This window comes from Roseibium sp. SCP15, assembly GCF_040329435.1.
GTDB lineage: Bacteria > Pseudomonadota > Alphaproteobacteria > Rhizobiales > Stappiaceae > Roseibium.
On record NZ_JBDZYI010000002.1, the window covers coordinates 837,943 to 852,898 of the forward strand.

15 protein-coding genes and 1 tRNA gene are annotated in these 14,956 nt (G+C 56.9%); 4 read left to right on the forward strand and 12 right to left on the reverse strand.

Annotated features, from left to right (window positions below; all coding sequences use genetic code 11):
* Positions 1-84: 84 nt before the first annotated feature.
* The 10 genes from ABLO27_RS11235 to ABLO27_RS11280 form a co-directional block, all read right to left on the reverse strand.
* Positions 85-720 (reverse strand): nicotinate-nucleotide adenylyltransferase, encoded by a 636-nt coding sequence (locus ABLO27_RS11235; protein ID WP_353032932.1) that lies wholly within the window; start codon positions 718-720, stop codon positions 85-87.
* Entirely contained in the window at positions 717-1,997 is a 1,281-nt protein-coding gene (locus ABLO27_RS11240; protein WP_353032934.1) for a glutamate-5-semialdehyde dehydrogenase, read from the reverse strand. The genes ABLO27_RS11235 and ABLO27_RS11240 overlap by 4 nt, the downstream gene beginning before the upstream one ends.
* Positions 1,998-2,048: 51 nt before the next feature.
* The gene (proB, locus tag ABLO27_RS11245) at positions 2,049-3,188 is read right to left on the reverse strand and encodes a glutamate 5-kinase (RefSeq protein ID WP_353032936.1); all 1,140 of its coding nucleotides are present in this window, start codon (positions 3,186-3,188) and stop codon (positions 2,049-2,051) included.
* Positions 3,188-4,234 (reverse strand): GTPase ObgE, encoded by a 1,047-nt coding sequence (gene obgE / locus ABLO27_RS11250; RefSeq protein WP_353032938.1) that lies wholly within the window; start codon positions 4,232-4,234, stop codon positions 3,188-3,190. The genes proB and obgE overlap by 1 nt, the downstream gene beginning before the upstream one ends.
* A gap of 44 nt (positions 4,235-4,278) precedes the next feature.
* Complete coding sequence (locus tag ABLO27_RS11255) at positions 4,279-4,824, reverse strand: GNAT family N-acetyltransferase (RefSeq protein ID WP_353032940.1); 546 nt, start codon at positions 4,822-4,824, stop codon at positions 4,279-4,281.
* Positions 4,821-5,366, reverse strand: a complete 546-nt coding sequence (locus ABLO27_RS11260; protein ID WP_353032942.1) for a GNAT family N-acetyltransferase — start codon at positions 5,364-5,366, stop codon at positions 4,821-4,823. The genes ABLO27_RS11255 and ABLO27_RS11260 overlap by 4 nt, the downstream gene beginning before the upstream one ends.
* Entirely contained in the window at positions 5,363-5,932 is a 570-nt protein-coding gene (locus ABLO27_RS11265; protein ID WP_353032944.1) for a GNAT family N-acetyltransferase, read from the reverse strand. Before ABLO27_RS11265 ends, ABLO27_RS11260 begins: the two co-directional genes overlap by 4 nt.
* Positions 5,929-6,534: a GNAT family N-acetyltransferase gene (locus ABLO27_RS11270; protein WP_353032945.1), complete on the reverse strand. Its 606-nt coding sequence runs from the start codon at positions 6,532-6,534 to the stop codon at positions 5,929-5,931. Before ABLO27_RS11270 ends, ABLO27_RS11265 begins: the two co-directional genes overlap by 4 nt.
* Positions 6,535-6,675: 141 nt before the next feature.
* On the reverse strand, positions 6,676-6,945 hold the full coding sequence (gene rpmA / locus ABLO27_RS11275; protein ID WP_297588698.1) for a 50S ribosomal protein L27: 270 nt from the start codon (positions 6,943-6,945) through the stop codon (positions 6,676-6,678).
* A gap of 53 nt (positions 6,946-6,998) precedes the next feature.
* Positions 6,999-7,607 (reverse strand): 50S ribosomal protein L21, encoded by a 609-nt coding sequence (locus ABLO27_RS11280; RefSeq protein WP_353032947.1) that lies wholly within the window; start codon positions 7,605-7,607, stop codon positions 6,999-7,001.
* A gap of 498 nt (positions 7,608-8,105) precedes the next feature.
* On the opposite strand from ABLO27_RS11280, the gene ABLO27_RS11285 reads away from it, so the two are divergent.
* From ABLO27_RS11285 to ABLO27_RS11295, 3 genes are all read left to right on the forward strand, one after another.
* Positions 8,106-8,195: transfer RNA gene (locus ABLO27_RS11285), tRNA-Ser, on the forward strand.
* A gap of 588 nt (positions 8,196-8,783) precedes the next feature.
* Complete coding sequence (locus ABLO27_RS11290) at positions 8,784-9,002, forward strand: hypothetical protein (protein ID WP_353032949.1); 219 nt, start codon at positions 8,784-8,786, stop codon at positions 9,000-9,002.
* A gap of 25 nt (positions 9,003-9,027) precedes the next feature.
* Positions 9,028-10,302 (forward strand): reverse transcriptase domain-containing protein, encoded by a 1,275-nt coding sequence (locus ABLO27_RS11295; protein WP_353032951.1) that lies wholly within the window; start codon positions 9,028-9,030, stop codon positions 10,300-10,302.
* A 39-nt stretch (positions 10,303-10,341) separates the two neighbouring features.
* On the opposite strand, the gene ABLO27_RS11300 is transcribed toward ABLO27_RS11295, so the two are convergent.
* Both ABLO27_RS11300 and ABLO27_RS11305 read right to left on the reverse strand, forming a co-directional pair.
* Entirely contained in the window at positions 10,342-10,680 is a 339-nt protein-coding gene (locus ABLO27_RS11300; RefSeq protein ID WP_353032953.1) for a hypothetical protein, read from the reverse strand.
* A 215-nt stretch (positions 10,681-10,895) separates the two neighbouring features.
* Positions 10,896-12,164, reverse strand: coding sequence for a hypothetical protein (locus tag ABLO27_RS11305; protein WP_353032955.1), 1,269 nt, complete (start codon positions 12,162-12,164; stop codon positions 10,896-10,898).
* 368 nt (positions 12,165-12,532) lie between these two features.
* Between ABLO27_RS11305 and ABLO27_RS27135 the strand changes: the two genes are divergently transcribed.
* Entirely contained in the window at positions 12,533-14,845 is a 2,313-nt protein-coding gene (locus tag ABLO27_RS27135; RefSeq protein WP_417714767.1) for a replication endonuclease, read from the forward strand.
* Positions 14,846-14,956: the final 111 nt, after the last annotated feature.

Here is a 14,956-nt window from a genome sequence, read left to right on the forward strand (position 1 = left end):
CCGCGCTCGTCGCGACCATGTTCATAATACCGCTTCCCCTTTGGCATTTTCAAGACAACCGAAATATCTCGGTAAATTTGCCAATCAGGAAGTTTTCCAGCGCCTCAGCTCCGTCGAGGATGCAGGATCGAGAGGCGTGTGCAAAAAAGTCCAGGCCGGAGCCTTCATGTCAGGCAACAAAACGGCATCTTCCTCCGGAAGCCTGTATTTTTCATAGGCTTTTGCCATCGGTGCCGACATGACCGACAGCGATGCTCCCGGACGATCCACAATTGCGATCGGAACCGTGTCGACAATTGATCGCCAATTTTGCCACCTGTGAAAATCTGCCAAATTGTCAGCACCCATGACCCAAACGAATCGCGTCAGCGGCCGCCTTGCCTGCAACGCCGTAATCGTCTTGGCCGTGTAGGGAGACCCCAATACGGCTTCATAGGCTGTCACCTTCATGAGAGGGTGATCAGCAAGCGCGCTCGTCATGTGCAAACGCATTTCCAGCGGCGCAAGTTCCGAATGGCTCTTGAGCGGATTGCCAGGCGTGACGAACCACCAGATCTGATCAAGTCCCAACCTTTTCAAAGCCGTTGCGGCAACCAGCCGATGGCCAGAATGGGGCGGGTTGAACGACCCGCCGAAGATTCCAATCCGGTTACCGGCTTCCGAGTGCGGCAGTTTCAACCAGTCGCGATCAAGTGCAGGCCCGAGACCTATCTGATTCATGGACGCGTCTGACCCGTTCCGCGAACCTTGTACTTGAAGCTGGTCAGCTGTTCGACGCCAACCGGGCCGCGGGCATGCATCCGGCCCGTGGCAATCCCGATCTCTGCGCCCATGCCGAATTCGCCGCCATCGGCAAACTGCGTTGAGGCATTGTGCAAGACGATCGCGGAATCGACTTCAGACTGGAACCGGTCCGCGGCTTCCTGATCTTCGGTCAAGATACAATCGGTGTGGTTGGAACCGAAAGTCGCGATGTGCTCCATGGCGGCATCCAGATCCGCAACGACCCTCACCGAAAGGATCTTGTCCAGATATTCGGTCGACCAGTCGTCCTCGCTCGCAGGAACAATGTTTTCGCAGATGTCGCGCACCGTGGCGTCGCCGCGAATTTCACAGCCCTTGTCCTGCAAGGCCTTGACGATGATCGGCAGATGACTGTGCGCCACGCCATCATGTACCAGCAGTGTCTCCAGCGCACCGCAGATACCCGTCCGGCGCAGCTTGGAATTCACGATAATGTCGACCGACTTCTGCAAGTCGGCTTCCTTGTCGACAAAAATATGCACCAGGCCTTCCAGATGGGCGAATACCGGCACACGCGCCTCGGTCTGGACGCGCTCGACCAGACTGCGCCCACCTCGCGGCACGATCACGTCCAGGTTGCCGGCGAGACCCTTCAGCATTTCACCAACGGCAGCCCTGTCGGTAACCGGCACAATCTGGATGGCATCTTCGGGAAGGCCTGCAGCGGCCAGCCCCTTTTGCAATGCTGCGTGAATGGCCCTGTTGGAATGAATGGTGTCGGACCCACCGCGCAGCACGACCGCGTTCCCGGCCTTCAGGCACAGAGCTCCGGCATCCGCCGTAACATTGGGACGGCTTTCATAAATGACGCCGATTACACCAAGCGGTGTGCGAACGCGCTCGATGTTGAGGCCGTTCGGACGGTCCCAGGCTGCGATCACACTGCCGACAGGGTCTTCGAGGGAAACGATGTCTTCGAGCGCCCCGGCGATGGCCTCGATCCTGTCTTCGCTCAACGTTCCCCGGTCGAGAAAGGCTGCCGTTTGACCGTTGGCGGTCATGGTTTCAATATCGGTCTTGTTGCCTGCAAGGATATCCGGTGTCGCCGCCCGCACGGCTTTCGCCATTTCCAGAAGCGCCTTGTTCTTCACCTCGGTTGGAGCAGTGGCGAGAACCCTGCCGGCAGCCCGGGCACGTTGCCCGATCTCAGCCATCAAAGTTTCAGTCGTGTTCGCCTCGACCATGTCCAGCATTCCAACCAACTCCTAACTAGCGGCTCCAAGAGCCAGAATTCCTGATGTCTTTTAACGTGTTCCGTTCAAAAACGCATCCTCCAGAACCAAATCGTCCCGGTGGATCATCTCCGCACGGCCCGGATAGCCGACAATCGCCTCGATCTCGCGGCTGTTGCGTCCGGCAATCAGCCTTGCTTCGTCAATGTCGTAGGCAATCAGGCCACGACCGATTGTCCGACCGTCCGGGTTGAGCAGAACAACCGCATCTCCTCGCGAAAACCGTCCCGAGACCGACGTTACACCGGCCGGAAGCAGGCTCTTGCCCGACTTCATCGCCTTGACGGCGCCGTCATCCAGCCTGATCTCTCCACGGGGCTCCAGATGCCCGCCGATCCAGGCCTTGCGGGCGCTTGCAGGCGAGCTGAGCGCCGGGAACCATGTTCCACGGGCACCGTCGATCAAACGGGCAAGCGGATTGAGCTCCTTGCCGGAGGTGATGACCATGGAGGTTCCGGCAGCGGTCGCGATCTTGCCCGCGTCGATCTTGGTCTTCATGCCTCCGCGGGAAAGTTCCGAGCCGGCGCTACCGGCCATTGCCTCGATTTCCGCTGTAATCCTGGGCACTTCAGGCAGGAAGACCGCATCCGGGTCTTGAGCGGGAGGCGCTGTATAAAGCCCGTCGATATCCGACAGGAGCACCAGGCAGTCGGCACTGGCCATGGTGGCAACCCGTGCCGCCAAACGGTCGTTGTCGCCATAACGGATTTCGGACGTTGCGACGGAATCGTTTTCGTTGATGATCGGCACAGCACCCATTTTCAGCAGCGTGCCGATGGTGGCGCGCGCGTTCAGATATCGGCGGCGTTCTTCCGTGTCGCCGAGCGTCAGCAGGATCTGGCCGGCTTTCTTGCCATGAGCGCCAAGCGCATCTGCATAGGCCTGAGCGAGTGCAATCTGACCGGCAGCGGCAGCTGCCTGGCTTTCTTCCAGCTTCAGCGGGCCTTTCGGCAGTCCCAGAACGCCACGCCCCAGCGCAATCGACCCGGACGACACGATCAGCATTTCCGCGCCGCCGTCGGCCAATGACACCAGATCGGAAACCAGCGCGTCCAGCCAGGCACGCTTCAGCTCACCCTGCTCGACCAGCAGCGCAGAGCCGATCTTGATGACAATACGATTGTAGTTTGTGAGGCTGCGCACTTCCGACATCAGGGGTGCCACCCCTCCTGCTCGGGAGCCGGCACCTGATTGGCTGCTTCTTCCTTGTCCTTGTCGATGGCACGCACGATCATGCGCAGGGCGCGATCCACATTGAGGCCACTGGCCGATGACAGGATCAGGGGTTTCTGGCCACAGGCGGCCTCAAGGCTCGCCGATTTCTCCGCGATCAGCTCCTCGGTCAGGGCATCACATTTGGAGAGGGCCACGATCTCCGGCTTGTCGGTCAAACCGGCGCCATAAGCTTCCAGTTCGCCGCGCACGACCTTGTACGCTTCACCCGAATCTTCAACCCCCGAGCCGTCGACGAGATGCAAAAGGACGCGCGTACGTTCCACGTGCCCGAGGAAACGGTCGCCAAGACCCGTGCCCTCGTGCGCTCCCTCGATCAGGCCTGGAATGTCGGCCATGGCAAAGCTGTTACCGTCGATCTGCACAATGCCCAGATTTGGGTGGATTGTCGTGAACGGATAGTCGGCAATCTTGGGCTTGGCAGCTGACACCGTGGCCAGGAATGTGGATTTGCCTGCGTTGGGCAAACCGACCAGTCCGGCGTCGGCAATCAGTTTCAGGCGCAGCCAGATCCATTTTTCCTCGCCCTCAAGTCCGGAATTTGCGCGACGTGGCGCCTGGTTGACCGAGGACTTGAAATGCGCGTTGCCAAAACCACCATTGCCGCCTTTCAGGAGCAGCACACGCTGACCAAGCTCGGTCAGGTCGGCAATGAGCGTTTCATTGTCTTCTTCGAAGATCTGCGTGCCGACGGGCACCTTCAAAACCACATCGTTTCCGTGAGCTCCGGTGCGGTTCCGGCCCATGCCGTGAATGCCGGTTTCGGCTTTGAAATGCTGTTTGTAGCGATAGTCGATCAGCGTGTTGAGGCCGTCGACGCATTCCACGATGACATCGCCGCCCTTGCCGCCGTCACCACCATCCGGGCCGCCATATTCAATATACTTCTCTCGCCGGAACGAAACGCAGCCCGCGCCTCCGTTGCCGGATCGCACATAGATCTTGGCCTGATCGAGGAATTTCATTTTTCTTCTCTATTGTCCTGTTTTCAGGCCTCGATCTCGTCTGATCAACGACCGTTCATAAAATCCGCACGTCGCAGTTCCGTACGGACAGCGCGCATCGTGTCGCCGCGCGACAGGCTGGTACAGCCAATTTCGCCAACCTCGCGAAACCCGAGTTTCTCCATCACATTCAAGGATGCGGGGTTCTCGGTCATGACTTCACTGGCGATGCGCGTATGATGCGTATTTTGAAACAGCCAGGCAATTGCAGCCTCGACCGCTTCACTCATGAAACCCTTGCCCCAATAGGGACGCCCCAGCCAATACCCGATCTCCGGGGTCTCCCGCAACTCCTTGAAGCTCAGACCGCCGATCATTTGACCCTCATGGTCAATCTGAAAGACAAGCTCTTCCGCATCCTGGTGCTTCAACCAGCTCTCCGCGGCCCTTGAAAGATATGACCTTCCAAGTTCCAGGTCGTAGGGATGAGGAACACGTGCGAGCATCTTGGCGACTTCATAATCGCCAAGTAGATCTGCGCAACGTTCAAGGTCCTGAACCTTTGGCGGACGCAGGAGAAGACGTTCGGTTTTTATGACGGCACCATTCATTGGCCTCTGCCTTCGCAAAACTCGAAGGCTTCACGCGTCAGCATCATTCGCGTTCCGGGCAAAAGCTCTCCCCGGGACCTGATCTTCAGCCCGTAAGGCCCAGTTTCGCTGAACCCGAGTTTCGCCAGCACATTCAGTGAAGCCCGGTTTTCATTGAGCGCACCACTTACCAGCGCCGTTTCCGGCATGATTTCAAAATGCCAGGCCGCGGCTGCTCGCCCGGCTTCCGTCATGAAACCGTTTCCCCAATGGTCCTGGCCAAGCCAGTAGCCGAACTCCGGCTGATCACATGGACGGCCGACCGAGACGACACCGATCAGGCCCGCACCATTGTCGATGGCAAAAGCCCGTTCTCCACCTTCTTTGCAGACCGCGTTCTGCCCAAACCACTCCCTTACGTCTTCAACGGTGTAAGGATGCGGCACGGAGGACAACATTTTGGCGACCTTGAAGACCCCGATCTGCTGCACGATCGCGTCAAAGTCGCCAAGACCAACCGGGCGCAGAAGCAGCCGCCCGGTTTTCAGCTCCGGAAGGGTCATGCCAATTCTCGGCGCGCTTCGAAATCAGTTCTTTCCAGGCGAACGACGACGTTGGAGACCCTGCGATCCAGGGCCTTCGCGAACCGCTCCGTCAGGCTGTAGGGTTTGAAGCCCATCTTGCGCAGCAGTGCCCGCGACCGGGAATTGTCCTCAAAAGCCCGTGCCGCGACGGCTTCGGCGTCATAGGTTTCAAACGCCCAGTCGAGAACCGCCTCGACTGCTTCGGTCGCATAACCATGCCCCTGGAATGCCCGGCCGATCCAATAGCCAACCGTCGGAAGGTCCGGCAGATCTTCCAGATCGCCAGGAGCCTGAATTGCGGCTACGCCGATGAAAACGCCACCAAGCGTCACGACGAACACGGCCTCTGTTTCCATCGGGTTGGTGCCAACGATCTTTTTGACGAAGTCCTCCGCTTCGCCCTCGACATACGGCCAGGACGCCCCGGTCAGCCAGCGCACGATCTCAAAATCGCGCCCGCCCAGATCGGCGATCGCAGCTGCGTCGTTTGCTTCCAGCTGGCGCAAAATCAAGCGCCGCGTTCTCAATTCCGGCAAATCGGTCATCGTCCTTGCCCCCAACCTTTCAATGACTTCCAGACAGTGCGTTCCAATGTGTACCGCTCGATCGGAACAGACCCACCGGCACCGACGGAACGGATCATTGACTGATCCCGGAACTGGAACCCGGACTTGATCAACACCCTGCGCGAGGCCGGGTTGGTCACCCTGCAAGAACCCTGCAGTTCCTCGATGTCGTTGTAGGTAAACGCATGATCGACCAGCGAGTGCACTGCTTCGGTCGCAAGGCCTTGTCCCCAGAACGGCTCACCCAGCCAATAGCCGACATGAACCGGACCGCCCATTTCGACATTCGCATAGCGTGCAACGCCGATGAGCCTGCCAGTACTCTTCAGGCGGATCGCAAACAGTGCGGCATTGGATGGGTTCAGGTTGGCCTTGGCGATCATCGCCCGGCCGTCCTGTACGGAAAAAGGATGAGGCATGGTGGCGAGGTTCGCCGCCACTGTCTTGTTGTTGGCCAGAAACACCAGATCGGCCAAATCGTCCTTGCGCGGTTTGTCGAGCCGCACACGAACCGCTTCCTGCGGCAACGGGGCCGCGACCAAACTGCTCTCGTCTAACAATCCATCGCTTTCAACAACCATCATTTCCTCCAGCACAAAAAAATCAAGGGAGAGATGGCGTCCCATCTCCCCCTTGGATCTTCGACTGGTCTTTGGTTGCTGACCTGTCTCGAACTGCCGGGGTCTTACGGGACGCCGGCGTTTCGAAACTTCACGTCGGCTTTACTCCGCAGCTTCCGCTACCGGGACCACATTAATAAAAGTTCGTTTGTTGGCTTTCGCCTGGAACTGAACTTTGCCTTCCACGGTCGCGAAAATGGTATGGTCCTTGCCCATGCCCACGCCGTTGCCCGGGTGCCACTGAGTGCCACGCTGACGAGCGATGATGTTGCCGGGAATCACAGCTTCCCCGCCATATTTCTTGATACCGAGACGGCGGCCAGCTGAGTCGCGGCCGTTGCGGGATGAACCGCCTGCCTTCTTATGTGCCATCGTTAGAACTCCTCGTTCTTCGAATTTCAGATCAGGTGTTAAAGAGCGACGGCTTAGTTGCCAGCCAGTTCCTTAGCCTGCTCAACCCAGTTTCCGCGTTCGAACTTGCCCTTCAGGCCAGCTTCGTCTTCAACGCGTGCGACGTCGTCAGCGGACATTGCTGCAATCTGAGCGAAGGTAGTGATGCCAGCTTCGTTCAGTTTTTTCACAGCGGCCGGACCAGCGCCGTCCAGTTTCTTCAGGTCATCTCCGCCTTCTGCAGCCTCTGCAGCGGCCGGAGCCTCTTCCTTGGTTTCTTCAGCCTTCGGCGCAGCCTTCTTCGGCGCTGCCTTCTTGGCCGGTTTCGCACCACCGGTCAGGATGTCGGTCACCTTTACGAGGGTGAAAGACTGACGATGGCCATTGCGGCGGCGGGAATTCTGACGCCGGCGCTTCTTGAATACGATGATCTTGCGGCCACGGCCCTGTTCGACCACTTCCGCAACAACGCTGGCACCTTCAACAGTAGGCGCGCCAACGGTGGTGTCCGTGCCGTTACCAACCACGAGCACTTCGTCAAAGGTGACTGTGCTGCCGGCTTCGGCGTCGAGTTTTTCGACCTTCAGGAGGTCGTCAGCAGCAACAGTGTACTGTTTACCGCCGGTTTTGATCACTGCGAACATGTCTCGCACGTCCTTCTTTTCGTTTTTGAACCAACCAGACACCGGCAAACCATCACCGGAAACTGGCAGCTTTCAGGTCGAACTTGAGGCGCCTGCCCCTCCAGATCAAAACATCCGGTTGACAGGTCTTTGTGTCGGGTTGCGCTTGAAGCTTGAAGCCCGCCAGGCCTTGGATCGACAAAGAAAACCCGAAAAAGCTAACCTTTTCGAGCTCGCGCAATATAGTCGGAACGCGTGTGATGTCAAACGGAAATATAGGATCTGCCGGATATACCGGATTTCGGGAAACGCCATAAGACGTTGGTTCCCACCCGGCATCGTCACCAGCCGGTCCGCTGCCAACACGAGACCCGCCGGAACAACAGACAAGCCAGTCCATTTACACGTTATTTCATCGCGCGGCCATTCCCGTTGAAGAATGAAAATCTATGCTTGCAGGCGACGCCCTGCTTGTCTATGTTCCGCGCCACTTGAGACCCGTTTAGTCGAAAGTGCCGCGGAGAGGTGCCGGAGTGGTCGAACGGGGCGGTCTCGAAAACCGTTGAGCGCGCAAGCGTTCCGAGGGTTCGAATCCCTCTCTCTCCGCCATAACCTTATGATTGCATTGCGCTATTTCTAAAGCGATATTGTCAACACTTTTCAACTTTATCGGGCAACACGCTTCCAGCAAGCAACATGGAGACAACACGCGTGATGTTGCACGCGGGCCGTTCTTCCAACATTTTGCTTCCCGTACGAATGCACAGCGCCGTCGGACCGATTTCGACGACTCGCACCATTCAACCGTTTCCCGAAGATTAGCCGAACTTTGCTGTTGCTTTCTTCCTTTCAGGGGTTGCAAGCGGGAACGATCACACTACCTTTAGAAGGCTGGAATCTGGCGGTAGGGATCGTGTTGGCAGGCTTGTCCTGGGCACTCGAATTCCGATGCAGCATCGACGTCCGTACAATCGTGCTGGCGAGTGATGCGCCGATAGGACCGAAGGGTACCTCGGCAGAGTTCAGCGAGGATCCGTCCAGAATGACCGTTATAGCCGATGCTTTCTCCTTTCGTGGGGCCTGTTGGGCGGCTGGTCGCTTTAATTCTTCGGGCGGGGCCAGGGTGCGTGGCCGGGCGGCCTTGCCTTCGCCCTCAAAAAGGGTACCGATAGGAAGGAAGGCAAGAATGTTTGAGACATGCAAAAACGTGCCAACTCGGCACGCCTCGGGCGGGGCTCTGATCTTTGGGGCCGCGTCAGAATTTCTCTGGCGGTAGGGATCGTGTTGGCAGGCTTGTCCTGGGCACTCGAATTCCGATGCAGCATCGACGTCCGTACAATCGTGCTGGCGAGTGATGCGCCGATAGGACCGAAGGGTACCTCGGCAGAGTTCAGCGCAGCGGTCGGACGGGTATAGCGACCAACAGGACCCACAAGATCACATGCCACCGTCAAAGCGCAAACACTCCAAACCTTTTGAAGAGACCACCCGGCAACCTGCGTTGCGACACGCATGGAACAAAGTCCATGCGAATGGAATTCAATCTCGTTCGGATACAACAAAAACGGAGATCATCGAATTCCAAAAGACTGCCGATAAGATCATCCGGAAGATACAACGTGAGATTCGAAATGGTTCGTTTGTCTTCGGAAAGTCTGTGGGGAAAAAAGTCCCCAAAGGGTCTATGGGGGATTTTCGCCCCATCGTCGTCGCACCTATCGAAACCAGAATTCTCCAGCGTGCGGTGCTCGACCAGCTTCTGAGACAGCCCTCGTTAAAGCCCTATATCGTAACACCCTATAGTTTTGGCGGGATCACCAAGCAGTCGGACGACGGAATGGCGGCCGTACCTTTGGCGATTTCCAAAATTCTCGATGCCAAGAAGAGTGGCTTGAACTACGTCCGATGCGCCGACATCTCAGCCTTCTTCACGAGGATCAGCAAATCCGCGGTCCGGGAAATCATTTCCAACGAAATTCAGGCATCAGATTTCATGGGATTGTTTGACAGCTGTGTATCTGTCGAATTGGAAAACGCGGCACAATTAGGTGCGGATGCTGACCGCTTTCCAAGGGAAGACATGGGTGTTGCACAAGGCAGTGCGTTATCTCCACTCCTTGGAAATATTCTCCTCCATGCATTCGACAAGTCAATGAATGAAGGGGATTGTGCCTGCTTTCGTTACATCGATGACATAATAATACTAGCCCCCACAGAGAGAGCCGCGAATGCGCGCTTCCGGAAAGCCGAAGGCTTGCTTTCCGATTTACAGTTAGAGTTTTCGGCGCAAAAATCTTCCGGAGGTGTCCAATCATTCGAGACCGGATTTGAGTTTCTGGGCATCGAAATTGTGAACGGCCTTATCCGCCCGAATGGAAAAGCGGTCGGAAAACTCAAGCAGAAGATATTGGATATTCTCAACGCATCTCGAAAAGAGTTTTCCCGCGATGCGTCCAAGCCATTTCGCAGTCAGTTTGCGATGATCCCGACTCTGAGCCGCGTCTCAGGTACTTTAAATGGTTGGGCCAAGCACTATCGCTTCTGTAACGATCAAAAGTTGTTCCTGTCGCTGGATCAATATGTCGAATCCCATATTGCCAGCTATCTCGGATCGTATGCCGCATCGGTTAGGAAAAACCCGGAAGCCAAACGAGATTTCCTCGGCATCACCTCATTAAATGACATCGATTGGAAGCCGTTCGCTTGGCCGAAATAGACCGCATCCTGATCGAACTCTTTGTCCAGGTAGTGTCGATCATGGTCTAGTTTGAGGCGCCGATGGCTCGGAACCGTCGTCATCAGGTCCGTCATCACCGGGAAGATCAGGATCGGCGTCCGGGTAGTCTCGATCCCTCATGTACCTCCAGATCTCAAAATATCCCCGGTCTGATTTTTCGATCGGGCCGCAAAGGATCGTCAATGGATCGCGTTCGATAATCACGACCCTCTCGAACCACTCGAGCAAATCGTCTGGAAGCCTCCGGTGAATTTCTGCGACGGATGGGTGTTCGAGAAAATCCCTCCGTCCGTGACGTGCCCTGAGGACGTCGCGGATCAGAAGTTTCATCGGACGGCGGGTTTCGGTGTGGTGCATACGAATTTCTCCTGAAAAATGGTGCAAAGGTTGTTGGTCGTGAGGGAGACAAAAGCCAAGCGAGAACAAGGAAAAACCAAACAGCCCTTCGGCGCGGCGTCGCACGACGTCGCTTCCGGAAACGGACAAGGGCGTCGTGTCGCGATCTATCGAGGCACGATCGTCGGCGTCGACGCCCGAGCGATATCAAGGACTCAAAATTAAATTCCCGCGACTTAGGACCCATGGCTACCTCCGGAAGGTGCTGTGAGGACCGTTTCTGGCGTCAACATATTTGAATTCTTGTCGATTTCGGCGTCCAGGCGCCTCGTCAGGCGGGAGACCTCTCGAGACGTCGCGGACTGAACCAGGCCTGAATTCCTCATGGCGTTTTCAAGTTCCGACGCCCGTTGCTCGGCGCGACGTCGCGACGCCCGTTCTTCCGACGCCTCCCGGGAGAGGTTTTCGATCTGCTGGGCGAATTCCGATCGGGCCTTCTTCCGGATCTTCGAAGAATTCAACCCATCCCAAATCGACCGGAGGAACGCCCCAAATTTCCGGTACGGCGCGACGCCCTCAAGGATTCGAGCCGCTTCCTGCCTGGCACGTTCAAGAACTCCCTGCGCCTGCCGTTCGAGGTGGGACGCCCGGACTTGGGCAGCTTTCGTTTCCGACGCCCGGAGCTCCGCGTCCTTCCGGATGTCGGTTGCTTCGGCTTTGATCCTGTCCGCGTATGCGGAACCCTTGGATTTAATAGCCTCTACATACTTGGCGGCACGCTCTTCCGCCGCCTTCACAGCTCGCGCCGCCACCTGTTCGGCATGCCATGCTTCACGGGAAAGGCGACGTCGCGCTGGCCCCAGCCGTGTGAGCCCAGAAGGTATCCCGACGGCCTTGTGATACGAATCCTGCCACCCCCTCATGGCGTCGCGATAGGCGCGGTCTCCAATGCGGTTGAGTTCCTTTTTACTCTTTGCTTCAGGAGCTGAATCCATGACCGCATGTTTGGCTTCATGCCCGGGGTGCAAGCGTAGCGCCCGGAGTTCAGGGTCAGATTGTGGAAGGATGTACGCGTGGAGGTGCGGATACCTCTCGTCCGTATGCCGGATCACTGTAATCAGGTCATCGCCATGCAGGGATCTGAGCCACTCGACAGTTCGTTGTTCCCAACGGTTCAGGGATTCACGCTTTGCTGGGTCTTTCTCCAGCTCCTTCAGTGGCGTCGGGTAAGACGCCACGACCGTCAGAAGGCTTTTCTGATCTCGCCGAATCTTCCGCGTCTTTCCGTTCTTCAGGATCGTTGTTGCGGCGTCCGCCCGTTCGTCGTGGAGTGCGGCGAGCTCGTCCAGGCTAACGCCGTGGATCAGTTCCGGAGACGCGGGGCATTCGACGTGCAGAGACGCCTCTGGCTCGCGACGAGCTTCCGCGAGCACCCAGGCTACGTTCCGGCCTGCGGCGTCTTCTTTCCTCGAATAAGCTTCTAGATGTACGAATTGAAACCCCATAATGAAATTGTTCGTTACAGGGACTGCCGGCGCAACTCGCCGACGGAAATTATTGCCGCGGGCGCTGTGACGAAAGATTTAGTGACCGACTACGTCTATTCCCTGCGGTCATAGACATCGGCTCTCCGAGGGCCGCGCAGGGGTGTTCCGTCGGCGAGTTGACACATGCATGCCGACGGGCAAGCCTTAGTCTATGCCTATTATTGGGCACATGACTGAGGGCTTGAAATGACCATTCACGCACCGTCCGGATCCGGACGCGCAAATAGGCGCAGGTAGTGTATCGGCCGGAACCTTCCGAATTCCGGCACAGCTCCCCTCTACGAATTTCCAGACCCAAAAATGTTGACGAGTCCTTGGAGCACCATGTGTCCATCGCTCGCGCTTTCTCCATGGGTGGAGTTCCTAGCCAATTCGATTGGTGCACTCCGCCGTCCCGGCAACAGCTTCTCGACAATCTATCTCACCTCGGGACTCGCGAAGCTCGGGAGCGTGCTTGGAACGAAGTTAACTTTCCGGAAGACATCCGCGGAAAGCACCTCGCGGATCGCTTGAATGAATTCGTCCGTCTGGCCAATCCGTCACCGAAATCGAATGAAGTCCTTCTCCACGAAGATTTGGAAGCGTTGGATATCGAGCATCGAGATGTTCGATCCAGAATCCCTGCGGCACTTGGCGCGTATCTGGACAAGATGCATCCTGCCCGTCGTCTTGAACGGGAAGAGGCAATCCGGAGCTACGTTGGCCTTAAGGATCTTTCATTGATCAGCATGACACCCCTCATGCTTGCCACCGCTGCTTCCGGGCAAGCCTGGCAGTACGCAAAGAAGTTTCCAGGCAGGGACGAGAATGGAACCCCAACCCATCAGGAACGTGTTCATAAGAAACGTCGGTGTGAAAAATGGTGGAGAAGGCACCTGCGAAAACGACAACGGCGGGCCCTTCTTTACATTGAATCTGCGGTTGGCGCAGTGGGTGGGCCCAACGTTCCGGGCAGACCCCTTTATGTGTCCGACTACGCGCTCGAATCCTACAAATCTCAACTCAGGACAACTGCCGAGATCCTCGAGGACTTAAGACTGGTCTGTGTTGAAGACCCCAGCATTCAAATTCCAATGAAGGACTTGAATGAGCGCAAAAAGGCAGCTGATGCGGCAAAACGTCGTTTGCTCATGGATGCAATCCTTGCCCGGATAGAGGGATTGGGATGGCACATGTGTTGGATCACTATCACTCTTCCGGGTGAATATGTCCCACATTCGACGAACGAGAGCCACAGGGCATCCGAATGGAATCCGGAACTAGGTCCCGACGAGGCGATGCGGGAGATTCAGAACCGCTATCATCAGACGATGTGTTTCCTTCGTGAGCGGGGAATTCGCCCGATCGGATTTTGGAATGCACAGGCGCAGCAATCCGGAACACCACATCGGCACATACTCCTGGCTTGCCCAACTTTGGAAGACGCACGGGCGGTGTGCGATGCCTTCTGGGGCAAATTTTCATCCATCACGAACTCCGAACGACAAGCAGAAGCCCGGAAAAAGGATCCAGGTTGCCGCGCTTATGTCGTCGGCGATGATCACCCACACTACACCCCGCCAAAAGGCCGGGACGGTCGCGAAGAAACAGCGAGTTCAATTGCGAAATACATGTCTCGTTATGCGACCCGTTTCGTCAATCCCGACTGCGACGCTGAAGAAGACACGGATCTTCTCCGCCATGCAGCTTGGGCGTCGGCACGACGTGCAAGGACTCACAGTTGGATCGGGATGGATGCAGGAAGGTCTCCCTCTGCGCTCTGGGACACGCTGTGGTCAAAAGCTGCCCGGAGCGACGGGAAGACAGATCCGGAACAACCGCGCATGCGCCTCGCCATCAGAATGATGCGGGAAGTGCAGGAATGCATTGACACGATCGGGAAGCTGCGGCGCCATCAGGACACCCTTGAAGGTGAGGATCATGTGCACCAGCGGGATCTCATCAAGGCTGAATCCTCGAAAGCAGCACACCGCGCGTGGCACGCTGGTATTGCATTGGGCCTTTGGCCAGATCGGGATCTTGCTCCGGAAGAACTGGAATGGCTCAAGGAAGAGACTACGGCTTTTGCTCCGGATCACACCAATGACGAGTACGCTGGAAGGATTCATCATTTGGAACGGCACGGCATTCGCCGCACGGCCCGGAGTCTTGATGTTGAACTCCCGCCGATGCCGCTCAGGGATATCCGGGAGTCAGTCTACGGCGAGCGTCGAGCGGTAACCATCGGCGCGGTCGCACCAATTCCCCGATGCGTGCTGACAGTTGATCAGTTTCGGAATGCTACATCACTAAAATGCATGGCAGAGCTTCTGGGAATTGGGCTTGAGGATGTCCCGTCAGGACAGGAAGGCAATGCCGCCGCGATGCGGAAGACCTTCAGACGATCAGGGATTCAACTCCTGAAACGTCCTGATGGGTCTATTGCAGGATTCGATCTGACAGGAGAGCAAGTGCTCAGAACGGAGAAAGAATGGATCATCGCTGACTTCGGAACAGCACAGGAGATGTTTGAGGAATGGGAAGATAGGCTGAAGAAACAAAGAAGGTTGGATCATCTTTCAGATAATCCAACCGACCCAAGGAAATGTCCGAAGGACATATTTGGGTCAGATCAATCCGGGAACCAATCGCCGCCATGAGCGGGATTTTGTTCCGGAACACAGTATTAGGTTGCAAGGACATTGGAAAGGATTCAGTGCATGAGGCCCGCTGGGGTGAAACGGGCGGCATCCAGGCAATCCGTCCGCTAC

Bases quoted from the DNA above. Each gene is read 5' to 3' on its own strand.
- ABLO27_RS11270 (WP_353032945.1), bottom strand. From the start codon at position 6,534: ATGGTTGTTGAAAGCGATGGATTGTTAGACGAGAGCAGTTTGGTCGCG.
- ABLO27_RS11265 (WP_353032944.1), bottom strand. From the start codon at position 5,932: ATGACCGATTTGCCGGAATTGAGAACGCGGCGCTTGATTTTGCGCCAG.
- ABLO27_RS11305 (WP_353032955.1), bottom strand. From the start codon at position 12,164: ATGGGGTTTCAATTCGTACATCTAGAAGCTTATTCGAGGAAAGAAGAC.
- ABLO27_RS11295 (WP_353032951.1), top strand. From the start codon at position 9,028: ATGCCACCGTCAAAGCGCAAACACTCCAAACCTTTTGAAGAGACCACC.
- proB (WP_353032936.1), bottom strand. From the start codon at position 3,188: ATGTCGGAAGTGCGCAGCCTCACAAACTACAATCGTATTGTCATCAAG.
- ABLO27_RS11290 (WP_353032949.1), top strand. From the start codon at position 8,784: ATGCAAAAACGTGCCAACTCGGCACGCCTCGGGCGGGGCTCTGATCTT.
- ABLO27_RS11235 (WP_353032932.1), bottom strand. From the start codon at position 720: ATGAATCAGATAGGTCTCGGGCCTGCACTTGATCGCGACTGGTTGAAA.
- rpmA (WP_297588698.1), bottom strand. From the start codon at position 6,945: ATGGCACATAAGAAGGCAGGCGGTTCATCCCGCAACGGCCGCGACTCA.
- ABLO27_RS11260 (WP_353032942.1), bottom strand. From the start codon at position 5,366: ATGACCCTTCCGGAGCTGAAAACCGGGCGGCTGCTTCTGCGCCCGGTT.
- ABLO27_RS11300 (WP_353032953.1), bottom strand. From the start codon at position 10,680: ATGCACCACACCGAAACCCGCCGTCCGATGAAACTTCTGATCCGCGAC.
- ABLO27_RS11240 (WP_353032934.1), bottom strand. From the start codon at position 1,997: ATGCTGGACATGGTCGAGGCGAACACGACTGAAACTTTGATGGCTGAG.
- obgE (WP_353032938.1), bottom strand. From the start codon at position 4,234: ATGAAATTCCTCGATCAGGCCAAGATCTATGTGCGATCCGGCAACGGA.
- ABLO27_RS11280 (WP_353032947.1), bottom strand. From the start codon at position 7,607: ATGTTCGCAGTGATCAAAACCGGCGGTAAACAGTACACTGTTGCTGCT.
- ABLO27_RS11255 (WP_353032940.1), bottom strand. From the start codon at position 4,824: ATGAATGGTGCCGTCATAAAAACCGAACGTCTTCTCCTGCGTCCGCCA.